The organism is Fictibacillus arsenicus (assembly GCF_001999465.1).
GTDB lineage: Bacteria > Bacillota > Bacilli > Bacillales > Fictibacillaceae > Fictibacillus > Fictibacillus arsenicus.
Genome location: NZ_MQMF01000001.1, coordinates 872446 through 896708 on the forward strand (window position 1 = coordinate 872446; position 24263 = coordinate 896708).

Consider the following 24263-nt stretch of genomic DNA (forward strand, 5'->3'; position numbering starts at 1 on the left):
AACAGAATTTTTCATTCTATTTTTGGGTCAATCTGAGCTTCAAAAAGCCTTGCCCAAGGGAGTGCAGTTTTTATTGATTGTAAGTTATTCAATTTATAATTTTGGTCTTTATAGCCTTTAAATTCTGTTAACCAGAGTTTTTCACTTTCCACTCCGATTTCTTCGGATAACCATTCTTCCATAATTTCTGTCCCATTCATTAAACTTAATGGATCGTAACCCTGATTAATTGCCATTGATTCCATTGTTGGATAGAGTTTCGTTTTATAAATATAGTCTTTTAAAAAGGAACGAAAAAGCAACTCCTCATGTGAAAAAAATTGGTCTTGAGAAATACCTTTATTATATTTTGTTTCAAACCTTGCTATTCCATGTGCTAAGCTAAGCCCAATGGTATTATCGGCTGTATTCCATGCACTAAATGAAGATAACGAGGGAACAGGGATATTTTTTATTAATGCCTTAACAAATTTTTCGTCTGCTTTGTTAGCTATTGCGACATCAGCAACCATAACATTTTTGCCCTTTTTAATTAAGTTATTAACTTGTTTTATGACAAAATCTCTTTGAACATCCGATGTATTCGGTGTATTAATAATTAAAACTAACTGAGAGCCCTCTAAATTTTTTGAAACATTTCCTTTCCCCATTTTCACATGATTATTTACAGTCTCTTCTAAAGTTTCCGAAGAAAACGGCATATACTGATTCTTTTCTTGTGGGTTAGTGTATATAGGATGAATCAATAGCTTCTCTTCATTTCCCTTTTTTTTAGATGTTATTGCAGTAACCAACAAGCTGGTTGCTTCATCAATTCCAGAGAAAAAAGTAATATTAGTTGCATTTATTTCTTCTGTTTCCTTAATTAGACGGTGTCTTTCCATCACATGAATTCCTACAGAGGAGGCATCATCTTGACCAATCCATAGACTTTCGTAAACGCCTTTTTTTGTGTCGTGAATAGCTTCCAATTGAACAGACAATCGTTTTCCCCGTAAACGTTGATATTTATTAATCTCTTGTTCACCCAATGAATCTTCCACTTTTTCAAGTTCTTCAATCAAAGAAGTTTCATGCAGTCTGTTTACTTTGTCTGTTAATATTCCCCACTTCCTGAGATTAGTGTAATAATCCAGATCATCACTTACAAACGCAGTAGGAGCTAGCCTCAATTGAGAGGAAAAAGCATATATTTTTATTTCAGGGTGTTCTTCTTTTATTTTTGTTAATCTTTCTAATCGCTTTTTTGCTAATAAAGTATCTTCATTTAAAATTCTTGACTCAACTAGTCCTCCATAAAGGACTTGGTCTAAAGATAATACCCATTCGTCCTTCTTTACTCCCTCTTGCTCGAGCCATGTTAACAATTTATCCGGATTTCTATACATATTGTCAGGTATAAAAGACAGTTTTAAATTTTTTATTTGTCCTATTTTTGAAGGGATATAGGTATTGACAGGACGGTCATCCAGCGGAATTACTAATATTGAAGGTTCAGAATAAAACAATGAATCTATCTTTGGTATAGCATTAGGTCGTATTATAAATAAGAGCATCGTCAAGAGAAAAAGTATTATAACAAATACCTTCCATAAGTTTTTATTTTTCAAATACATATTACACCTCTAAAATTCTTTTCCGTACTTAAAGAACTTCTTTTCTTTTTATCACTAACGACTATATTAACTCTTGTGTAATTTATTAACAAACAAAAAATTATAAAAATCATACCGAATTAAAAATAAATAGAGGCTGATCTATTAGATCTGCCTCTAAAACTATATTTTTATGGTGTACTGACTTCAACGTTTTCTTCACTTAAAGAAAGATCTTCATTAATCCGTTCTTGAACTGTAGAAACCTCTTCTTCCAATGTTACAGTCTCAGTATTGTTATTGTTTGTTTCATCTTGTTCAGGAGTATTGCTCGGCTCATCAATTGGTTGTTGGGCGCTTTCCTGTTCACGTGCTTCAGTTTTAGTTTCTTCCTCTGCAGACAATTTCTGTTTCTCTTCTGTAGTAACATCTGTTGGTTGTTCAGTTTCTTGTTGTGTAACCTCTGATTTTTGTTGTTGCACGTCAGCAGGAACTTGAATATAAGCCGACCACTCTGCCTGTGACCAATTCACTTCATAACCAAAGGCTTCGGAAATAAGTCGAAGTGGAATCATGGTATAGTCATTCACAAGTAATGTTGGCTTATTCAAATACATGGTTTTACCATTTACCTTAACTAGCCGATTATTAAAATCAATAACCATTGTCGTATTATTTTTTACTGCAGTTGCTACATAGTTATCATATGTTACTTTCGCTCCAATTTTTTCAAAGAAAGCACGGAGTGGTACGTATACAGTATCACCACCAAACATTTGAGCTGCTGGATTAAAGCTTTGTTTTTCATTGTTTACATAGACATTAATAGGGTTTGGATTTTTAATCTTCCCAACCTCAACGAATGTGTCTGTAATAGAAGCGGTGTAAGTAGAATTATCCCACTTAACCTCTCCCTCTAGAGCATCTCCAATAAATCTCAGTGGAACCATTGTACGACCATTATTAACGGTAGGGGCTGTATCAAAAGTTATTGTTTTTGAACCTGTTGCATTTTCTACTATAGCTGTCGTGGATCCAACTTTGAATTTAACAGTTCTATCCCAACGGCTTGCAATAATTTCCCCAGTATTGGCGTTATAACTAACAGTCATATCTAGTTCTTCAAAGATCCCGCGAATCGGTACATAAGTACGATTATTGGTTATAAATGCAGACTCATCAAATTTCATTAATTTGTCATTCACTTTAACACTAACGGGCTGGATCGGATTATAGCGTGGCGACTTTACATACAGTTTATACCCTTCTGAAGCTACATAAAGCCCTACATACTTATTTTGTGACCAAATTGATGAATATTCTGATATAGGTACATGGGTATCACCTGCATAATTGCCAAGTTCAGGTGTGAACCCGGGACGTTTATAGTTCAGAACAAACCAATCAGTAAAACCGCCGCCTGAAGGATTTGGACCAGGATATATCAATCTATAACCTGTTAAACTCCCAATTTTTTTAGCGTAAGCATGATCTCTATCATAGATAGAGCCAGTTTGATGAAAGTTCCAATACAGAATTTCACCGCTAGAATGATAAGCTACAGCCATTTCCGGATTAATAGATTTTGTGAAATTTACAATGGCTTTTGATTCCATTTGATTAACAGGTGCAGTACCTTTGTAGTTTCTCCAATACGGCTTTCCAGGGCTGTTTTTTATATTTGCCCAGTCTGCTTGATATTGTCGGTTTAGATCTACTCCACGAGCATTAGCCTTCCATCTTTGAAAATTTGTACTTCCATCATTCATTTGGATTAATTTCAAACGATCGGCTGAAGGAAAGGCACTCAGACCATATTGCTGAAGGGTAACACCATCAGGATTAACCATTGGCACAAACCACATAGTCGTTTTATTTAAAACATCCCTAACATTATAGCTGCCCATAGCATCATTATTAGTATAGCTACGTGCATACTGATCAATCATGTCCATAGTTAAATTGGTCGTAATCCATTCGCGCGCATGATGAGAGCCATTAATAAAAACCTTTGCATTTCCTTTGCCAAGCGAAACGGCATAGATCGGACGTCCATACTCACTGCGTCCAATTTGTTTGTAAGTAATTAACCCCGGATATTGTGCTGCAAGTTTTTTTATATCTTGGACCATTTCATCATATGTATAAAATTGGTTTGGATTAACGATATCACTTGCTGCTTTTACTTTGTTATCATCAGACCAATAAGTGACAAAAACAGATATAAACAAAGTAAAGATTAATAGAATATGTAATTTTTTTCGCATCCCCACAACGTCTTCCCCTCTAATTATAGTAAAATACTTAAGTAGATTATATGTAAAAGCAGGTTCCGTCAATCTCCAAATGGCTTATTTTCTATAATATTCCTGGTTTTTCAAAATGTTTGCAATAGGATTAAAGAATTATATGTATCAATAAAAAGCCCCAGGAAAATCCCGGGGCTTTACTTTATGTTCTTAAAATTCATCATATAAATAAGCAGCTAAATAATCAGTAGAATAGACCTTCCAAACTCCATCTCTCTTAACCAAGTAATAAACGCCAGACTGGTCTTCAGTCATTGTTTCTGTCTGATTAGTATCGGGATTAGGAACATTATAATTCATAATGAGGTTATCTACCGTTACCTCAGCAAAATGTGTGGATAGAGATTTAACTGTGAATGTTGGCTCACTTGCAATTTCTTGAACGACATTATACGGATCTTCCTGGTCCTCAAAAGCATAACGTAAGATATCGTTGTTCCATCCCCATAATGAATGTGCCATTCCATAGTGGTTTTGTTCATTAAGAGCATCAAGTTCATCAGCATTTTTAGCATTTGTTGCATCTACAGCATCCTGCTCATCTGTTAATATTAACGATTTTAATTGTTCCAATGTCGGTAGTTTCAGTTCTTCTTTACCTAGTGAACGCTTAATCATAACCGCTGATTGCGCACGTGTTGCATAACTATTAGGTGAAACAGTTGTTTCAGTTACACCTCTTAAAACCCCTACCCGAATAGCTTTAACTAAGTCATCATAAGCCCAGTGGGTAGTTTTTAAATCTGAAAAACTTTTAGTCTGTCCTTTATCAAAATCTACATTAGCATCAAAGGCTCTTACTAGGATAGCAGAGATTTCCGCACGGGTAATCTTTCCATAAGGGTCAAAAGTTGTAGCGGTTCTGCCTCCCACGATATTTAAAGCACTTGCCGTGTTAATATCATTTTGTGCCCAGTGACCTTGAATATCAGTAAAATTCTTACCAGCTTTAGTCGTCTGAAGTTCTAAAGCACGCACAACCATTACTACAAATTCAGCACGCGTAATGTTGCTGTCTGGCTTTAAATATAAATAAGTAATACCTTGCTTTTTATTCTCTACTTTTTCTCCTCGAACGATATCAGATTGTAGCATATTAAGCATGTCGGCTTCAGCCCAATGTCCCCAAGTATCATCTGGGAAGTAATTGTCATAAGGATCCTTATACTCAGCAGCATTAACCGTTGTAGTAAGAGGGCTTAAAAGAAGTGCCGCACCTAACAAACCACCAATAAATTTTTTCAAAAAAATTTCCCCCGTCTAGTAGAATTTAATAGTATACGGAAAAATTATAAGTTTTTTCCATTTTTTTGTCCTATGTCTTTTTTCCTATTTTCCAAAAAAAATATTCCATTTTCACTTTAACTAAAAGGTTTTTAGTTAAAAATAAAGTTTATTAACAAAATGGTTATAATTTTCTCTATCCAATCGAATTTCAAGTCAATTGTTTAAAGTAAATGAAAAAGGTGTTATTTTAATAAAACAAAAAGCGCCGTTCTCCAAAAGTGAACGATGCTTTATTTATAGTTATTGTTTTATTATAAGTTTCTCTAATACATCACTAAAAATAACTTTATCAGAGATTGAAAGTTCTTTTTTAGCTTGGTCCCAACTTGGTTTACACAAATTGATATCCGTTATATTTCCAGTAGAGCCATCGAAGCATGTTCCTTTTTCAAAGAAACCTTCTGGAGAGGATTTATAAGTATACTCCCCGTTGGTCCAAGATAAATTACGCTGTACGACGAGCTGATTTTTCTCTTCAAATAAATTGTTACCCATCATAAACCGACTATCAAAAGGAATACCTAATGCATGTAAAATAGTCGGAGAAAGATCGATTTGCCCTCCTGTTCGTTCATATACACCTTTGCCCATATCGTTCGGCAAATGCATCACAAGCGGTACTTCCTGATAAATTTCTTCTATGTTATAAGGAGTAAATTCTTCGCCAGCTATCTTCAGCATAGCTTCATTATTATCGACTCCATAATCATGGTCTCCATACAGCAAAAACACTGTTTCATCCCAAAGGTTTTCCTTTTTCAGACGTTCTACCATCATTCCAACAGCTTCGTCCACATAATGAACAGAATGCAGATAATCTCCAAAGATTGTTCCTTCATATTCTGCTACATCGAGAGAACGATATTTAGATTGGATATTATACGGATGGTGACTGGTTAACGCAACAAGGAACCCGTAGAACGGTTTTTCCAATTTTAAGAGCTGATCAACCGACTGCTGCATGAACGGCTTGTCACCAAGTGTCCATCCAGCTATCTCTCCATTCTTAAAATCCCCTTCCCCGTAAAAATGATCGAAACCATAATTGTCATACATCACATAACGGTTCCAGAAGCTCTTTTCATAGGCATGAAAAGCGGCTGTCTCATAACCATTTTGTTTTAAAATGCCAGGAAGTGAATCATACGTGTTGCTTGGATAACGAACATAGACAGATCCAGAATACAAAGGATGCAAGGAAGCATTGGCTAAGAACTCCGCATCAGACGTTCTCCCCTGGCCAGTCTGTTTATAAAAATTCGGGAAGTACATACTTTCATCAAGAAGTTTATTAATGTTAGGTGTAATCTCATTGCCGTTTATCTTTTGGTTAATCACAAAGTTATTAAATGCCTCGAGTTGAACCATAATCACATTCTTGCCGTTGGCCATTCCGTATAAAGGGGTTTCTTTCTTCATTTCTCTTTGATGTTTCTCAAACCATTCTTCAATCTCTTTCGATTCTTTGGCCGTGATTTTCTTTTGTTGAAAAACTGTTTCATTTACAAAACGGTACACATCATATCCATGAAATCCAATTAAACCAGTCTGACTGTAGAGCGACATGTTGTACCAGTTACTCGCAAAAAGAGCTGAGCCGTATTTTTTCACATAATCGTTAATAGGGCTCATCACAAATAAGTATCCGATAAGAAGCGCACCCAATCCCAGTACAACACGAGTGACAGGACGCGCGATCAGCTTTCCGCTGCCTCTTTTAACCACAATAACAACCAGTGGAATAAGAACCACTAAATCCGCGATGAATAGAAAATCTTTCATTTCAAACAAATCTAGGATACTACCAGAAATAGCACCCACTTGGTTCATTTGAGATAAGACAGTCATTGATAATAGGTCGTTAAAATAACGATAATAGATTAAATCTCCAACGATTAAAAACGTCAGGACAGCATTTAGAATAAGGAGGCTGATCCAGCGCTTTCTTTGTTTAAGTAACAGCGTCCAACAAGAGGCGATAAATAAAGCGCCAAGACTAATTAAAGTTAATCCCGCAAAAAAACCAGTGATTGTTCCTTTAAAAAAGAGTTTGTGTAAAGCTTCCTTCACATAAAAAACTAAACCCTGCGAGGCGAAGACAGTATCGGAGAACGCCGCAAATAAATATAGTTTAAGAAAAACGGCAATCAGGAAAGCTCCATAAAAAAAGAAGTCCCATCCCCAACGCCGAAAACCATTTAAAATCATTGATTGTATCCCCTTTCAGCACCTTCCCATTTTACAATTTAATAAAAAAAAGGGCAATCATCCCTTTTAGGAGATTACCCTTTTTTCTAAGTATTAAAATTTATTAATGGTTATTTTATTGTAACATCCGGTAAAATTTTAACTATTTGAACTTCAACAATCCCATTAGCTTTTTCAACAGTATTAAGTTCTAACCGGAAATTTATCGGATACATGTACTGTTCCCAAGCATTACTGTAATCTACGTAGAAAGGTATTGTATTCACCGCATAATTTCCATATTCTAGTTTTATTTTATCACTGTAAAATTTCCCTAAAGTTTCAAATTGTCCTGCTTCTTCAAATTTCAATTTAATAGTCATTAATCCGTTTTTTGCAATATCGAAATAGGCAGTTGCTTCCTTCCCATATAAAGGTAATTTTCCTGTTACTCGACCAGAGTCAACTGTAAACTCTGTATATGTTGTGTTAGGAACAATTGCTGCTATTTCTTCCTTGGTCATTCCTTTATGGAAAGGTTTTAACGCAGTAGCGACTTCCCCAGAGAAGATGTATACGGTTTGGGTGTATAACGACCACTGAACGTCTGCTCCCATTGTTTCAGCAACAAATCGAACTGGGACAAGTGCACGACCGTTTTTAATTTTAAGTGGAACATCAATAACTTGTTTTACACCATTAACAGTCACATTCTTTGAATCAGTTACTAAAGAGATTTTTTTTTCACTTTTCTCTATAATAACTGAACGGGTCTTGTTATCCCATTCTACTTTTCCGCCCATTTTCTCAAATACTTTTCTTAATGGTACAAGTACACGATAGTTCTCCATAACAGGTGAAACATCAAAAGTTACTGAAGATCCATTTAATTGAACGCCGATTGGTCTTGCCGCATCAGCTTTTCCTGGTACGATACCAGCAATTAATACCAAAGCAAATAATAATGATAGTATTTTTTTCAAATTTTTTCCTCCTTTTTTTGTTCGTTATTTTTATCGGAAATTTCTCCCCATTATAAATGGTAATTTTTTGTCTAATTAGACATTAAATAGACAAATGGCTTTAAGTCTCTTGTTTTCCATATGTAACATCTGTTACATAATTGTAATTTAAATAAAGTAGAAATATATGGTAGACTTATTTTTGTAGAAAAAAATAGAAAATTCACTAAAAATAGTTTAATAGATTGAAAAAAGGGGAAAGGTAGTGTTTTTATTGGTTAAAAAGTTAGGGGCTTGGATCTTATCTCTTTTACTAGTCCTAACTCTTCTTCCAGGACAAGCAGATGCGGGAACAAGAGAAGACATAGTAACAACGGCGAAAAAATACATAGGTGTCAAATATACATGGGGTGGCACATCACCTTCGACAGGATTTGATTGTTCGGGCTTTATAACATATGTATTTAAGCAAAAACACAACATAACAGTTCCAAGAATGACAACTGATTTATATCAGGAGGGAACTACAGTAAAAAAAGCAGATATAGAACTTGGAGATTTAGTTTTTTTCACTACTTATAAACCTGGACCTTCACATGCTGGTATTTACGTAGGAAGCGGAAAGTTCATCCATGCTTCTTCATCAAAAGGAATCACTATCTCTTCAATTAATGATCCTTACTATTGGGGTTCAAGATATTTAGGCGCACGCCGTTTTATTAAAGAAGAAGAAAAAGTAGCAACACTTTCTGTATTGCCACAAGGACAATATCATGATGTTCCTTTAAATTATTGGGCTTATAATCCAATCACTACATTAAGTAAGAAGGGAATTATGAATGGTTACGAGTACAGCCAGTTCAAACCTGTAAAGTCTGTAACTCGAGCTGAAGCTGCAGCAATGGTTGCTAATGCTCTTAATTTAAGTGATTCTACTAATAAAAGTCAATTTAAAGATGTCTCTTCTACCTATTGGGCATCTGCGTCTATAAATGCTGTTAAAGAAGCAGGTATTATTGCCGGATATCCAGATGGTACGTTCAAACCTACTAAAGAAATGACTAGGGACGAAATCGCTGCTTTAATTGATAAAACTTTTGTTCTGACAAATAAATCTGCTAACAACTCATTTACAGATGTAAAAACAGATTATTGGGCCTATGAATCTATTCAACTATTAAGTGAGAATAAAATCGCATCAGGCTTTGAAGATAACACATTTAAACCTCTAAAAGAAACATCCAGGGCTGAATTTTCAGCTTTCTTGTACCGAGCCCTTACAACTCTAACTGTAAAGTAAAAAAAAGCCATCTGGAGTGATCCAGATGGCTTATTATATTTATTGTTTTTCTTCAATTGTTCTGGACAGGAATACCGACATCTCAGCACGTGTTACAGGTTGTTGAGGCTTGAAAGTTCCGTCTGGGTAACCATTTGCTATTTTTGCTAAAGATAGGTGTTGAATAGCTTTATAGGCAAAGTGACTCGTTTTAACGTCAGGAAAAATTTTTGGTGTTCCGGCAGTTTCTTTAAAAGAATATGCCCGATCGAGTAAAGATACTACTTCCGCCCTTGTTATTGTTTGGGCAGGTTTAAAAGATCCATCAGGAAAACCGCCAGCGAATTTTTTCTGAGCCATTGAGGCGACATAGCCCGAAGCAAAATAGCTGCTAGATACATCCGGGAATGAAGTTGATCTTTGTCTGCCATCAAGTTGAAGTGCTCTCCCGATCATCGAAACCGCTTCTCCTCTGGTTATAGGCTTTTCAGGATAAAACTTCCCATCCGGATAACCACCAACAGATTTTCTCGCAGTTAAATCATACACAAATGGTGCATACCATTTAGATGAAGTTATATCAGGGAAAGTAAGGTAAACCATAGTGTCTATCTTGCTTTTTTGCGATTCATTTCCGTCTTCGTCTACTGCAGTTACTTCATACAGGTAAAATCCTGGACTTACCTTTTCTGTAAATTGAGTGGTATTTAATAAGGATTTTATTTTGATTCCGTTACGAAAAATGTTATACCCTTTAATCTTTGACTGATCAATAGAAGCAGTCCATTTAAGCATTATGCCTGTATTGCCAATCTTATAGTTAAGGCTACCAGGAGCAGTAGGAGGATTCTTGTCCAAAATCGGCGCCTGGATAAGCCCAAATCCATAATTAACGTCTCTTCCGACAGCTCCTAAATCCAATGCTTTCCCTTGTATCTTTGTTCTAAGTTGGGATGGTGTTAGCAAAGGGTAGGCTTCTTTATATAAAGCAAAAATAGCTGATACATATGGTGTTGCCATAGAAGTGCCAGTAAGTGTTTCATATGAATTATTAAAAAAAGTACTATATATATTTACACCAGGCGCTACAAATTCAAGTTCAGGACCAGCACCTGAAAAATTTGGATGTTTTTTGTCTTTATCAACTGCTCCGACCGCTATAACGCTTGAATATTTTGCAGGATACATGACGTATTGATCTTCACTAAAAGTATTATCTGAATGGTTTCCAGAAGCTGCAACAATTAAGAGTCCTTTATTATAAGCTTCGTCTACTGCCAGTTTAAGTGCTGATGAACCTCCTTCTCCAGCCAAACTTAAATTTACAATATCCAAACCGTTCTGTACTGCCCATTCTATACCGCTTATAATCTGAGAATGTTGCCCTGCACCATTGGCATCCAATACCTTAATTGAATAGAGTTGTGCATTTGGAGCAAGCCCTTTAACTCCAAAAGTATTGTCCTGAGCACCTATGATTCCTGCTACATGGGTTCCATGACCATTATTATCATCATAGGAACTCATACCAGGCACAAACGAAACCCCGCCAGCTACTCTCAAATCAGAATGATCGATATCAATCCCGGTATCCATTACTCCAATCTTGAGGCCTCTGCCAGTAAAGTTGTTGTTTTCATTTATTACTTTTGAGAAATTCAAACCATAAATTTGCGGATCGATGTATTGTTCTTCAAGAACAACTTGTTTGTCCAGTTCAATAAAACGGACTAAAGAAGATGACGCTAATTGAATCGCTGCCTTACTCGATAAGGTAGCAGAGACCGCTCCAATACTTTCAAGGCGTAATTCAATGGAGCCACCTAATCTTTTTATAAGTTCTTCATCAATCTGATTTTTGAAACCAATAATATAGGAACTCGTGTTTATTTCATCTTGAATACTCGCTGTCTCTGCAAATGCAGTTTGGTGTCCAATTGAAAGATTAGTAACAATAAAAGATGAAATTAAAAAGACACTTATTTTTGACTTAAAACTAGCCATTAATGTCCTCCTAGAAATTAAAATAAACAAAAGATGATACAATACAGCTTCTTCTTTAACTATCGGTATAAAATTGATAGAAATCAATAGCATTTTTTAAGAAGATTTGTCGAAGAGAAAACAAAGTAAAAACCACCTGGAAAGATTAAAGATTAAACGTCTTTTCCAGGTGGACATATAAGTAAGTTGTATTTGTTTGGGGTCAGACCCCTACTTTTTCACTAGGTATTATTTGGTCATTAAATAATAAAAATAATCTTTTATACCAAGGTGAATGGCATTTGCGGCACGTTTACGCCATTCATCAGAAGCTAGTTTTTTTGCGTCATTTATATAATCAATAAATGCCAACTCTACTAATGTACTAGGCATATTAACTTGACTTTTTATTACTTGAAAATTACCTTCCTTAACTCCTCTGTCAATGGTTCCTAAATTAGAACTCATCATGCGTTGGTGGATAAAAGTAGCTAGCTTTTTATTCTCTGCTGCCATTCTTGTATCACCGTTATAGTATGTCTCAGTTCCATTGGCACTTCCGTTAAATGCATTAGCATGAATGGATACAAATATTTCGCCATTAGCATTATTAGCAACACTAACACGCTGGGATAAAGATAGGAATACATCAGAGTTTCTTGTCATTACTACATTTGCACCAGCAGCTTGCAGGTAGTCCCTTACATGTCGAGATGTAATAAGGACAATATTTTTTTCAATCAGTTTGTAGCCGCTCGCACCAGGGTCTGAACCCCCATGACCTGGATCTAACACAATTGTACGTCCTTTTAAAGGGTTAGTTGTATATCTCAAATAAGTACCATAAACATAACCTTTTAGATTACTTGTACCTACATAAGCCCAACCGTTTGATAATTTGCTATATACATTAACAACAGTACCATTGGGAAAAGAACCTGTACGATTAGCATCTGTAGAAGGACCCAACCTAACATTTAAAGAGTCTGCAGTTACTTGTGCTTGAGCAATTGGTTTAGGTTCTGTATTAGAGCTACGAAAGTCTGGATTCAAAACCCTTGCAAGCATTAATGCAAAATCTGCTCTTTTAATAAAATCCTTAGGGCCAAATTCTCCATTAGGGTAACCGCCAACAATTCCAGCATTTGCTAATTTGTTGATTGAATCATAAGTTGGTGAATCTAATGGAACATCAGTAAAATTAATACTGCTGGTGTTCGAAAATGTCCAGCTTCTTGTAATGATGGCAGCCATTTGTTCCCGTGTAAGCTTATCGTTTACACCATAGTATCTATTACCATAACCTGCTAATATATTTTTGTCACTCATATCTTGTATAAATCCAGAAGCATAATGGGTCTTTGGAACATCAACATATTCTGTTGTTCTATTCCCTCCTGGCAATTTTAACGCACGGCCAATCATTGACGCTGCTTCAGCACGACTTACATAATTATCAGGACGAAAAGTTCCATCTGTATAGCCGCCTAATGTACTTTTGTTTGCTAGATACATTATTTCATCATATGCCCGATGATTAGATGATACGTCTGAAAAACTTGTTGCAGAGACAGACCCTGATGGAGATAAGCATAATACTGAAGTAATTAAAAAGAGAAAAGCAATAATATTTTTTTTACAACCCACCTAATTCCCCCCTATATTTCTAAGTTGTAAATAGCTGGCGATTCCTACCAATTTGGTATATTAGTAGTTTTTATAGCGAAATAAGAGATTTTATACAGAAATTTTAGTGTTTTTGTCATATTTCGGTAGGTCTATTTACTATTTCAAAATATATATCGGACGAAATTTGTCTTTGTTTAGATAAAAAAATAGAAAATTGTCAACTTTTTTAGAGGCTCTAAGTAAAATAAAAAAACGCACCAAACTCCAATTAAGAGTTAGCGCGTTTTTTCTCACTTATTTTTAAAACATACAGCTAAAAGATTACTTTTTTTTTGAAATTACTTTTAAAAACACAAAATTCCTAGAAAAATATTTTTTTCTAATACTAATAATACTGAAAGAACAAATAAAATAAAGGCTACAATTAAAAGCATTTCATAGAAAATAGGCAGGATGAATAACAGGGAATGTATTAAACATGTTTGTTTTTTTATTTCACATAACTATTCAAGTCCTTAATAACATCAGCTGGTAGATCGTACAGTGTGTGTGTGTCTTTATTATTCATGATTAAACCACGCTCCGAATTTAGCCATAGCATGTATTGGGAGTTCGTCTGATCTTCAAATGCTACATCAAGAATATAATCTGAATTCCCAATTTTCACAACTCCGTTTTGTTTTTTAGCACGCGTAATTGCTTCTACAAAAGTTTGAAGTTGTATTTTATTTTCCTGAGTATATTTGACATGAGGACTTTTAATATCAATCATATCTTCGCCTACTCTTGAAACAGAGATGCCCTCAATATTTCTGTTTTCTAAATTAACTTTAATGTCTTTAATAATTTCAACTAATTTTTCTGCATCATTGCTTTTTAAAGTGTACCCTGTATGAGTATCTTCTTGGTCCATAATCATTCCGGATCGCCTTGTAGGATCCAACCAAAGGAAATATGATTTTGTTTGAGCTTCTCCATTCGAGAAAATCAAATCGAATTCATAATTACTTTTCATTACATCAAGAATTCCCTCGATTTTTTTAGCGTTATTAACGGCATTTTGAAATGCTTCTAATTCGTTGTCCTTTTTAAATATAGCTTGACTTCCACCTGAAAGTTTTACTGAAACTAATCCCATTTCTTTATCCAATGCAGATCCTACTTTTTGCTCATTGTTTTTATCCAAAAAGCTGCAGCCAGTAATTAAAATAAGAGTAATAAGGAGAAAAATCATTGATTTTTTCATACAATCTTTACCTCCAAAGATATTCGTTACTAACCCTTAGACGTAATTCCTTTATAAAATGTTTCAACAAAAAAAAGGGCTGACTTAAAAGTATAAACTTTTTACGTCATGCCTCTTTTTTCCCATCGATTTGGTTTTTAAGAAATTTAATTGTGTGTCTTTTTGGTCAGTCTCTAGTTATTTAAAACGGATTTAAACATTTACTCCTGATTCCACCGTTGAATTAAATTTCCATAAATTACAGAATCAGATACATCCAACTCTTTAATATTTTTTTCATATAGAGGATAACATGTTTTCATCGGGACTTTTTCTCGGCTTGTTAGATCGTAACAAGTTCCGTTCTTTGGATTTAAGTCAACAGCGCTTTGATAGTACAGCTTATCAGTTTTAACAGACCCATACCTAAAAGATACAAATCCTTCTTGATCATTTAATAAGTTATGTCCCATATGGTGATATTTCTGTTCATCAATTCCAAACAGATCCAGCAATGTCGGCATAATATCAATCTGACCGCCTGTTTTATCAATTTCCTTCGCCTCTATACCTGGAGCATGAATAAATAATGGGATTCCGCTCTTTACTTCAAGTTCGCCAAGTGCGTCATCCTCTTGTTGTGCAAAGTTAACAGAGGGTGTATTTTCCTGCATATAACCGCTATCATGGTCACCATAAAAGACTATGACCGAAGAATCCCATAATCCTTCCTGTTTTAGCTTTTCAACAAAAGTACCTATCGCTTTATCAACATAGTGAATCGACTGTAAATAATTACGCAGGTTCACATCTCCTACACCTTCGAGATCTAGTTCCTGATATTTTGCTGGTATCGTATATGGATAATGAGAGGTTAAAGCTACCAAAAAGGAATAAAACGGTTCCTTCATTTCTTTCATTTTGTACATAGATTGAATAAAGAAGGATTCATCACTGATCGACCAACCTATCTTTTCTCTATCATCAAAATCCTCCAAACTATGAAACTCGTTAAATCCTAGATTCGGATAAGCAATATAACGGTTCCAAAAACCTGGTTTGTAAGCATGAAAAGCCGCAGTATCATATCCGTTTTCTTTTAAAATCGCTGGCAGGGAATCATATTCATTACGGGGATATCGAACATAAACAGATCCCGTCGGCAATGGATAAAGCGATGTATTTGCACTAAATTCAGCATCAGAAGTACGTCCGCTCGCCGTCTGATGGTGTATATCATTAAAATAAAGAGATTCTTGTTTAAGTTTATTCAAATTGGGGGTAATTTCTTGTCCCTTAATCTTTTTATCTATAACAAAGCTTTGATAGGCCTCTAGCTGAACCATAATTAAATTTTTGCCAGCCGCTTTTCCCTTATAAGTCGTTTTATCTTGGGTATTATTTTTCTCCTCAAACCACTGCTTAGCATCTTTTCTTTCTTCAGCATTCACTTTTTTCTTATTAAAAACATATTCATCTAAATACTTGTATGTGTCGTACCCATGAAAACCAAGTAAACCTGTTACCTCGTACACCCTCATGCTGGACAGTGTCTTATCAAATAAGTAGGCACCGCCTTTTTGAACAAAATCATGAAGAGGATAAAAGAACAGCCAGGCACCTGCTATTCCAGTAAGCAACCCTATTCCCGATCGTAAAAAAGGATTTGCATTTTGAACCAGAGTGAAATTTTTTAATATAAAAATAGAGAGTGGTACGAATACAAGTAAGTCAGCAAACAAGATTAGGTCGCTCCATTTAAAGAGGTCACCAACCGAGCTTCCCAATGAACTCATCTGTTTGATCTGCAAAAGCACAGCGCTTGAAATCAAATCTTCAAAATAACGATAGTAAAGGGTGTCCGCTAAAATAATAAGGGATAAAACAAAGTCTAATATTAGCAACGCAATAATCTGTTTTCTAATTTTAAGGAAAATTGTCCAGAAGAATAAAAGTATAATAGCTCCGAACGAGACGAGCATAATCCCTTCGCGCAATGGTGAAAACGACTCGCCATGTACAAAAAAAGCAAACAAACGTTTAAACATTTCTAAAATTCCATATTGCGAAAATACCGTTTTTGAACTGTCTGAAAATAAGGTCAGCTTCCATACTATTAAAATAACGAACAATACAAATAAAATTATATTGATACTGATAAATTTAAATTGTTTCACGCTAAAATACCCTTCCTTTAACCCTTACATATTTTTATGTACAATGAATTAGTTCCTCATTCAATACCCATTTTACGGTTAAATGTAAACAAAAATAAGTTATTATATTTTCCTTTACAGTAATTTTTTTCCACATTGAGATTCAGAAGGATTTTTAAATGTATTTCATCCAAAAAGCTTAATTAAAATGGTTTTTGAGAAAAATCATTTTAATTAAGGACTTTTTATACTGGTTATTTAGATCGTTCTTCTAATAAGATAGATATATAAGACCGAATAATTAATGAGGTGTAAAATGAAAAGACTAGCCATATGGTGTTTTGCTCTATTCGTATTTGGAAGTATGAACCTTAAGCCCGTTTCTGCTGCGGATTATAGAGAAAAATTAATATCAAACCATTTTTTTAATGAATCTCAATTAATCATAGTAGAGGCAAATGGATGGGATACTAAGTATGCTAAACTATCAACCTATCACAAGGTAAAAGGAGTTTGGAAAAAGGCTCTTTCCGATATGCCAGCGGTAATTGGCTATAACGGTTTTGCAGAGGTAATGAAAGAAGGAGGAGGATCATCGCCTACCGGTATCTATCAATTGGGAACAGGTTTCGGTACTGTTGGAAAGCCCAGTGGCAGCAACTATCCTTTCCGGACCGTAACCCGATATGACTATTGGGTAGATGATATCAGTTCTCGAGACTATAATAAATGGATTTATTATACCGGGAATCCCTATTCACGCTGGAAAACCTTTGAGAGAATGAACCACCCGCTGTATAGATATGGTGTAGTAATAAAATATAACGATAATCCAATTATTTCCGGAAAAGGAAGCGCAATCTTTTTACATATGTGGAAATCATCCAGCTCAGCAACCGCAGGTTGTGTAGCTGTTTCGGAAACAAACATGGTAAATTTACTGCGATGGCTGAACCAGTCCCAAAAACCTCATATTGTAATGGGACCAACATCTAAAATAAACAGTTACCTTAATAGCAGGAAGGAACAGCTTCATGAAGTGGGAGTCATGGTCAATGGAAAAAAACTAGAATTAGATCAACCAGCTGTTAATATCGACAGCAGGACATTAGCTCCCATTCGAGGTATTGCAGAATCATTAGGAGCTTCAGTGAAATGGGATACAACAACAGAAACAGTAAGAGCTGAATTAAACGGAACAACTGTTGAATTAAAATACTTGTCAAACATAGCAAAAGTAAACGGAAAAAGCATCACACTCGATACAGCGCCACTCAATATCAATAACCGGATTGTCGTTCCCGTACGATTCTTTTCTGAAGCTTTTGGAGCAGAAGTAACATGGGATAGCGTTAATGATTTGGTGAAAATTAATAAATAATAAAAAAATCCCTTCAGATGTTACAATTCTGAGGGATTTTTTTAGAACTAAATGACTCTAAAAGTATTTGGTCTCTCATCTATCTTTCCAAAGTGATACAAAATCGCTTCTACAATTCTTCTGCTCGCTTCCCCGTCTCCATAAGGATTGGAAGCTTTGGACATCGCTTCATAAGCGGACACATCTGTCAACAGCTCTTTAGCTAATCCATATATCGTTTCTTCGTCTGTCCCAGCCAGTTTTAAAGTACCAGCTTCAATTCCCTCTGGGCGCTCAGTTGTATCACGTAAAACTAACACAGGCACACCAAGTGATGGAGCTTCTTCTTGCACCCCGCCGCTGTCGGTCAAAATAATATGTGCTCTTGATGCAAAGTTATGGAAATCAACTACGCCAAGCGGCTCAATCAAATGAATACGGTTATCATCGCCGAGCACTTCAGCTGCTACTTCGCGTACTGCCGGATTTAAGTGAACAGGATACACCACTTGTACATCGTCATGTTCATTTACCAGACGTTTAATCGCCCTAAACATATTGCGCATCGGATCCCCAAGATTTTCACGGCGATGAGCAGTAAGGAGAATAAGTCTATCATCACTCAGCTTTTCTAAAACTTCGTGAGTGTAATCTTCTTTTACCGTTGTTTTTAAAGCATCGATTGCTGTGTTCCCTGTTACATATAAACTGTCACCTGGTTTATTTTCCTTTAATAAATTTTGAGCTGCTGTATCAGTAGGTGCAAAATGCATATCAGCAATTACCCCAGTCAACTGGCGATTCATTTCTTCAGGAAATGGAGAATATTTATTCCACGTACGCAAACCTGCTTCAACATGTCCTACGGCAATCTGGTTATAAAGAGCAGCTAAGCTTGCAACAAATGTAGTCGTAGTATCACCATGCACTAGCACAATGTCAGGTTTTACTTCCTTCATAACTTCATCTAATCCGTGAAGAGCCCTTGTTGTTACATCTATTAAAGTTTGACGTTCTTTCATGATGTTTAAGTCATGATCAGGTGTTACTTCAAAAATCTCCAGCACTTGATCCAGCATCTCTCTGTGTTGTGCTGTAACCGTTACAATTGACTCAATTTGCTCGTTATATTTTTCTAATTCCAGTACGAGTGGCGCCATTTTTATGGCTTCAGGTCTTGTACCGAAGATTGTCATTACTTTAATTTTATCCGACATCAAAAATCTTCTCCTTTTATTAGGACATATGTACATCATTATGGGCGAAATATCCTTTTTTAATGCTAATCGTTTCTTCCCTTACAGTCAATTAGAACATCAAAACTCAGATTATTCCACTCATATATATTCGAATGTATTAATAAAAAGATGACAACTAGCTTACTATATCTTTATTTACTATAAAAATATAACATTACCTATCTTGACAATAAATGCCATAGGAAATATAGTAAAGTGACACTATCATTATACAAATTAGGAGTAATAGATATCATGGGGGAAATGATAAGATTTACCGCTGAAATCGTTAATACGTTTCACGATATTTTACAAGAATTATTTAAAGGGTTTGGTTTTCAATTAAATGATAAAGAGCTCCATTTTTGGATTTTTGGAGTTCTGGGCATTATCTTTTTTTTATTTATCCATGTATTATTTAAATGGATTTCTACATTAAGCATTACAGGAATCTCCTTTTTATATACCTTTACCGTGCTAGTAGTTATTGTCTTTGCCATAGAAATTCAACAAAAAATTACAGGAAGAGGCAATATGGAATTTGCTGATGCCATCATTGGGTTATGGGGCTTTATAGCTTTTTTTGCTTTTTATTTATTTTTTAGATTATTATTTTACTTTTTCTTTTCCTTTAATAAGAAAAGAAAAAAATCTACGAAATACCGAACATAAATTTATTCCCACGCTTAAAAGTTACAATGATATAATAAAATTGGATTTTTTTATTTGATAGGAGACAACTCAATGAGAGAACAACGAATAAAGAAAAGAAAAAAATGGAAGAAAATGCTTCTAGTAGGACTAATTGTGTTTTCTGTATTACTGGCAACTGGATTAGCATATGCTTATAGTCTTTATAGCCAGCTAGATCAAGCTGCAACAAAAATGCATGAAAAAATCGACTGGACAGGATCAGGCAATCAAAAAGAAAAAATCGAACAAAAAGAACCCTTGAATATACTATTAATGGGGGTTGATGAAAGGGCTGGGGATAAAGGACGCTCTGATACCCTAATCGTGATGAAAATTAATCCGCAAGATGATTCACTGACAATGCTAAGTATTCCAAGGGATACACGGGTAGAAATAGTAGGTCGTGGAAAAATGGATAAAATCAATCACTCCTATGCTTTTGGCGGGACAAAAATGACTGTAGAAACTGTCGAAAATTTCCTAGATCTTAAACTAGATTACTATATTAAAGTAAATATGGAAGCACTCAGTGAAATCGTTGATGCTCTAGGCGGAATTACAGTGAATAATAACCTTACTTGGTCTGACGAAGGTTATTACAAAAAAGGTTATATTTATAAAAAAGGTGAAATTACATTAGATGGTCCAAAAACCCTTGGATATGTAAGAATGCGGCATCTTGATAACAACGGAGATTTTGGTCGTCAAGCCCGCCAACGACAGGTTATTAATGCTATCGTTGATAAAGGAGCTAGCGTTTCTTCTATTAATAAGATTGATAATATTCTCGAAGTTCTTGGAGATCGCGTAAAAACAAATATGACATTCTCTGAAATGAAGGATATTCAAAAGGGTTATATCGGGGCTAGAAAGAACAAGAAGACTTTAGAATTAAAAGGTAGTGGTTCGAAAATAGATGGAGTATATTACTGGGTACCTACCAAGGAGTCTCTAAAAGATATTCAGAACTCTTTATAGTTTCAAAAAGAACAGAGATTGCTTTTGCAATCTCTGTTCTTTAATCTTATTTATTTTTTTCGATGAATTCTGCAATAGCCTCTTTCCAATGTCTCATAGACTTAAAGCCATTTAATCTTAAACTCATGTGATCAAATACGGAATATGCAGGTCTGGGTGCTGGTCGAGGAAACTCCTTTGAAGTACACGCGTTTAATTGCACTTTTAAGCCAGCTTCTTCAAATATAGCTTTTGCAAATTCATACCATGAGCACATACCAGAATTTGAAACATGATATACTCCATATTTTGAAGTCTTTATTAATTCAGAAATACAAGCAGCTAAGTCAAATGTATATGTTGGGCAACCTACTTGATCATGAACTACAGAAAGACTATCCTTTTCATTAGCCATTTTGAGCATAGTTTTAACAAAGTTATTACCATGCTTTCCATATACCCAAGAAGTTCTTACAATAAAGTATTTGTTATGAAATCCACTGACAAATTCTTCTCCAGCTAATTTTGTTTTACCGTACACGCCAATAGGAGATGTACTCATAAATTCATTGTAGGGTTCGCCACTAGTACCGTCAAAGACATAATCGGTACTAATATAGACTAACTTAGAATCAATGTTTTCTGCTGCAACAGCTATGTTTCTAGTTCCAACACTATTAACTAAATATGCTGTGTCAACATCTGTTTCAGCTAAATCAACTTTCGTGTAAGCTGCAGAATGGATAACTATATTGGGTTTAACCAATGAAAATAGTTTCTCTACCTGATTTTGATTAGTAATATCTAATTCATGACGACCATAACCAAATACTTCAAAGTCATTCTTGTTGGAAAAATATTCGACTAACTCTCTTCCTAACTGTCCATTTGCACCAGTTATAAGTACTTTTTGTGACATTATTTATCACCGTATTGTTGGTCGTAATAGTTTAAATAATTACCTGATTTTATATTTTCCCACCATTCTTGATTATCAATGTACCATTGAATAGTTTCAACAATTCCAGTATCGAATGTATACTTTGGTTTCCAACCAAGTTCTGTTGTTAATTTAGTTGGGTCTATTGCATATCGACGATCGTGGCCAAGTCTATCCTCTACGTATTTAATTAACCCCTTGGGAGCATTTAATTTCTCTACAATTAGATGTACGATTTCATTATTTGTGCGTTCATTATGACCGCCAACGTTATAGATCTCGCCAGGTTCACCTTTATGAATAACTAAATCAATTGCCGAACAATGGTCTTTTACGTGCAGCCAGTCACGAATATTTTTACCGTCACCATAGATAGGCAAATCTTTCCCTTCTAGTGCATTTGTTACCATAAGAGGTATTAGCTTTTCAGGAAAATGATATGGTCCATAATTGTTTGAACATCTCGTAATATTAACATTCATGCCAAAGGTTTCATGATAAGCACTAACTAATAGATCTCCGCCTGCTTTACTTGCAGAATAAGGACTATTAGGATCTAATGGAGTCTCCTCCGTAAAGTATCCCGTTTCTCCTAATGAACCATAAACTTCATCAGTAGAAACTTGTACATATTTTGTAATATTATTCTCTCTTGCTACATCTAATAAGGCTTGGGTACCTAATACATTACTTTTAACAAAAATTGAAGGGTCCGTAATACTTCGGTCAACATGAGACTCGGCTGCAAAATTTACGAGTATATTTATATTGTATTTTTTTATTAAATAGTCTACGAGTTCACGATTATTAATATCACCTTTAACAAAAGTATAGTTCTCATGACCTTCAATGTCTTTTAAGTTCTCTAGATTACCAGCATATGTAAGTAAATCATAGTTTACAATATGATAGTTTGGGTAAGTTTCAATCATATGTCTAACAAAGTTACTTCCGATAAATCCTGCCCCACCTGTTACTAAAATGTTCATACCTTTGCACTCCTATTAAAAATTATTTTCAGCTTCTGCTAAAGTTGGATGTTGTTTATCCTTATCAGAGAGAATAGGATTATTAACAGGCCAATCAATACTTAATGCAGGATCATCCCAAGCGATTCCACGATCATGCTCAGGTGAATACAATTCATCAACTTTATATTGAACCTCGGTATCCTCAGTGATTGTACAGAATCCGTGAGCAAAACCTTTCGGAACAAGGAGTTGACGTTTATTTTCAGCTGATAAAATGAACCCTTGCCATTGCCCATAAGTTGGCGAACTCTTTCGGATATCAATTATTACATCATAAATTGCTCCGCGTGTTACACGTATTAATTTAGTTTGTGCTTTAGGTGCTAACTGATAATGCATTCCACGTAAAGTCCCTGACTGTTGTGATAGTGAATGATTATCTTGAATAAAATCCATATCTATCCCATGCATTTTATAGGTTTCCTCGTTGTAGCTTTCCATAAAAAAACCTCGGTGATCCCCAAAAACTTTTGGCTCAATAAGTATCGAATCTGCAAATTTGGTTTCAAGTATATTCACTGTCAATCACCTGCTCAACATTTTTTCTAAAGTATTTTGATTTGCCAGTCTTAACATGTACTGTCCATATTCATTTTTGTTCAACGGTTCTGCTAGTTTAATTAATTGCTCTTTGTTGATATAGCCTTTTCTAAATGCAATTTCTTCTAAACATGCAACCTTCAAACTTTGTCGTTTTTCAACCGTTTCAATAAATGTCGAAGCTTCCAATAAGGATTCATGTGTACCAGTATCCAGCCAAGCAAATCCACGACCTAATAATTCAACTTGAAGTTTACCCCTGCGTAAATACTCTTCATTGACTGCTGTAATTTCTAATTCACCGCGGTCTGAAGGTTTAATAGATTTAGCAATCTCAACAACATCATTATCATAAAAATATAAACCTGTTACTGCATAAGTTGACTTTGGATCAAGTGGTTTTTCTTCAATTGAAATGGCTTTACCACTTTCATCAAACTCTACTACTCCAAATCGTTCAGGATCTTTTACATTATAGCCAAATACTGTCGCACCTTCTGTACGAGATGCAGCACGTTCTAGTGTTCTAGTAAAACCATGACCGTAAAAGATATTATCTCCTAAAACTAAAGCTACAGAATCGTTTCCTATAAAATCTTCCCCAATAATAAAAGCCTGAGCTAATCCATCTGGAGAAGGTTGTACAGCATAAGATAGATTAATACCTAGATCACTGCCATCACCTAATAATTGCTCAAACCTCGGAGTATCACTTGGAGTAGAAATAATTAAAATATCTCGAATACCAGCAAGCATTAGTACAGATAAGGGATAAAAAATCATTGGTTTATCATAAATAGGTAATAACTGTTTTGATACAGCTCTCGTTAAAGGGTAAAGTCTTGTACCACTTCCCCCAGCTAGTATAATTCCTTTCATTATGTTCGACTCC

18 protein-coding genes are annotated in these 24263 nt (G+C 35.1%); 4 read left to right on the forward strand and 14 right to left on the reverse strand.

The genetic code is table 11. The annotated features are described in order from the left end of the window. Nucleotides 1–11: 11 nt before the first annotated feature. From UN64_RS04330 to UN64_RS04350, 5 genes are all read right to left on the reverse strand, one after another. A complete protein-coding gene (locus UN64_RS04330) occupies nt 12–1610 on the reverse strand; it encodes a DUF4127 family protein (RefSeq protein ID WP_171978791.1) in 1599 nt (532 codons plus the stop codon). Between the two features lie 176 nt (nt 1611–1786). Then, a complete protein-coding gene (locus tag UN64_RS04335; RefSeq protein ID WP_245801976.1) occupies nt 1787–3862 on the reverse strand; it encodes a stalk domain-containing protein in 2076 nt (691 codons plus the stop codon). Nucleotides 3863–4054: 192 nt separating this feature from the next. Further along, nucleotides 4055–5149 carry an S-layer homology domain-containing protein gene (locus UN64_RS04340; protein WP_077360043.1) on the reverse strand — a complete coding sequence of 365 codons (1095 nt, stop codon included), beginning with the start codon at nt 5147–5149 and terminating at the stop codon, nt 4055–4057. 282 nt (nt 5150–5431) lie between these two features. Beyond that, nucleotides 5432–7399 carry an LTA synthase family protein gene (locus UN64_RS04345; protein WP_077360045.1) on the reverse strand — a complete coding sequence of 656 codons (1968 nt, stop codon included), beginning with the start codon at nt 7397–7399 and terminating at the stop codon, nt 5432–5434. A 110-nt stretch (nt 7400–7509) separates the two neighbouring features. Next, nucleotides 7510–8361, reverse strand: a complete 852-nt coding sequence (locus tag UN64_RS04350) for a copper amine oxidase N-terminal domain-containing protein (RefSeq protein ID WP_077360047.1) — start codon at nt 8359–8361, stop codon at nt 7510–7512. A gap of 244 nt (nt 8362–8605) precedes the next feature. Between UN64_RS04350 and UN64_RS04355 the strand changes: the two genes are divergently transcribed. Further along, complete coding sequence (locus UN64_RS04355) at nt 8606–9640, forward strand: C40 family peptidase (protein ID WP_077360049.1); 1035 nt, start codon at nt 8606–8608, stop codon at nt 9638–9640. Nucleotides 9641–9679: 39 nt separating this feature from the next. On the opposite strand, the gene UN64_RS04360 is transcribed toward UN64_RS04355, so the two are convergent. The 4 genes from UN64_RS04360 to UN64_RS04375 form a co-directional block, all read right to left on the reverse strand. Next, nucleotides 9680–11623, reverse strand: coding sequence for a S8 family peptidase (locus UN64_RS04360; RefSeq protein ID WP_171978792.1), 1944 nt, complete (start codon nt 11621–11623; stop codon nt 9680–9682). 228 nt (nt 11624–11851) lie between these two features. After that, on the reverse strand, nt 11852–13249 hold the full coding sequence (locus tag UN64_RS04365; protein WP_077360053.1) for an N-acetylmuramoyl-L-alanine amidase: 1398 nt from the start codon (nt 13247–13249) through the stop codon (nt 11852–11854). A gap of 472 nt (nt 13250–13721) precedes the next feature. After that, a complete protein-coding gene (locus UN64_RS04370; protein ID WP_077360055.1) occupies nt 13722–14477 on the reverse strand; it encodes a YhfM domain-containing protein in 756 nt (251 codons plus the stop codon). 200 nt (nt 14478–14677) lie between these two features. Beyond that, the gene (locus tag UN64_RS04375; RefSeq protein ID WP_077360057.1) at nt 14678–16633 is read right to left on the reverse strand and encodes an LTA synthase family protein; all 1956 of its coding nucleotides are present in this window, start codon (nt 16631–16633) and stop codon (nt 14678–14680) included. Between the two features lie 295 nt (nt 16634–16928). On the opposite strand from UN64_RS04375, the gene UN64_RS20780 reads away from it, so the two are divergent. After that, complete coding sequence (locus UN64_RS20780; RefSeq protein ID WP_171978793.1) at nt 16929–17993, forward strand: stalk domain-containing protein; 1065 nt, start codon at nt 16929–16931, stop codon at nt 17991–17993. Nucleotides 17994–18040: 47 nt separating this feature from the next. Here UN64_RS20780 and wecB read toward each other — a convergent pair whose 3' ends face one another. After that, entirely contained in the window at nt 18041–19189 is a 1149-nt protein-coding gene (gene wecB, locus UN64_RS04385; RefSeq protein WP_077360059.1) for a non-hydrolyzing UDP-N-acetylglucosamine 2-epimerase, read from the reverse strand. A 276-nt stretch (nt 19190–19465) separates the two neighbouring features. On the opposite strand from wecB, the gene UN64_RS04390 reads away from it, so the two are divergent. After that, nucleotides 19466–19882 carry a hypothetical protein gene (locus UN64_RS04390; RefSeq protein ID WP_077360061.1) on the forward strand — a complete coding sequence of 139 codons (417 nt, stop codon included), beginning with the start codon at nt 19466–19468 and terminating at the stop codon, nt 19880–19882. A gap of 72 nt (nt 19883–19954) precedes the next feature. Then, the gene (locus tag UN64_RS04395) at nt 19955–20881 is read left to right on the forward strand and encodes an LCP family glycopolymer transferase (RefSeq protein WP_077360063.1); all 927 of its coding nucleotides are present in this window, start codon (nt 19955–19957) and stop codon (nt 20879–20881) included. A gap of 46 nt (nt 20882–20927) precedes the next feature. On the opposite strand, the gene rfbD is transcribed toward UN64_RS04395, so the two are convergent. From rfbD to rfbA, 4 genes are read right to left on the reverse strand one after another with little or no spacing between them, the layout of a single operon-like run. Continuing rightward, a complete protein-coding gene (rfbD, locus tag UN64_RS04400) occupies nt 20928–21779 on the reverse strand; it encodes a dTDP-4-dehydrorhamnose reductase (protein ID WP_077360065.1) in 852 nt (283 codons plus the stop codon). Further along, nucleotides 21779–22789 carry a dTDP-glucose 4,6-dehydratase gene (gene rfbB / locus UN64_RS04405; RefSeq protein WP_077360067.1) on the reverse strand — a complete coding sequence of 337 codons (1011 nt, stop codon included), beginning with the start codon at nt 22787–22789 and terminating at the stop codon, nt 21779–21781. Before rfbB ends, rfbD begins: the two co-directional genes overlap by 1 nt. A gap of 15 nt (nt 22790–22804) precedes the next feature. Continuing rightward, nucleotides 22805–23350 carry a dTDP-4-dehydrorhamnose 3,5-epimerase gene (rfbC, locus tag UN64_RS04410; protein ID WP_077360069.1) on the reverse strand — a complete coding sequence of 182 codons (546 nt, stop codon included), beginning with the start codon at nt 23348–23350 and terminating at the stop codon, nt 22805–22807. A gap of 6 nt (nt 23351–23356) precedes the next feature. Next, nucleotides 23357–24250 carry a glucose-1-phosphate thymidylyltransferase RfbA gene (gene rfbA, locus UN64_RS04415; RefSeq protein WP_077360071.1) on the reverse strand — a complete coding sequence of 298 codons (894 nt, stop codon included), beginning with the start codon at nt 24248–24250 and terminating at the stop codon, nt 23357–23359. Nucleotides 24251–24263: the final 13 nt, after the last annotated feature.

Coding starts and splice junctions, on each gene's coding strand:
- UN64_RS04335 (WP_245801976.1), bottom strand. CDS start 3,862: ATGCGAAAAAAATTACATATTCTATTAATCTTTACTTTGTTTATATCT.
- UN64_RS04345 (WP_077360045.1), bottom strand. CDS start 7,399: ATGATTTTAAATGGTTTTCGGCGTTGGGGATGGGACTTCTTTTTTTAT.
- UN64_RS04360 (WP_171978792.1), bottom strand. CDS start 11,623: ATGGCTAGTTTTAAGTCAAAAATAAGTGTCTTTTTAATTTCATCTTTT.
- UN64_RS04370 (WP_077360055.1), bottom strand. CDS start 14,477: ATGAAAAAATCAATGATTTTTCTCCTTATTACTCTTATTTTAATTACT.
- UN64_RS20780 (WP_171978793.1), top strand. CDS start 16,929: ATGAAAAGACTAGCCATATGGTGTTTTGCTCTATTCGTATTTGGAAGT.
- wecB (WP_077360059.1), bottom strand. CDS start 19,189: ATGTCGGATAAAATTAAAGTAATGACAATCTTCGGTACAAGACCTGAA.
- UN64_RS04390 (WP_077360061.1), top strand. CDS start 19,466: ATGGGGGAAATGATAAGATTTACCGCTGAAATCGTTAATACGTTTCAC.
- UN64_RS04395 (WP_077360063.1), top strand. CDS start 19,955: ATGAGAGAACAACGAATAAAGAAAAGAAAAAAATGGAAGAAAATGCTT.
- rfbD (WP_077360065.1), bottom strand. CDS start 21,779: ATGTCACAAAAAGTACTTATAACTGGTGCAAATGGACAGTTAGGAAGA.
- rfbB (WP_077360067.1), bottom strand. CDS start 22,789: ATGAACATTTTAGTAACAGGTGGGGCAGGATTTATCGGAAGTAACTTT.
- rfbA (WP_077360071.1), bottom strand. CDS start 24,250: ATGAAAGGAATTATACTAGCTGGGGGAAGTGGTACAAGACTTTACCCT.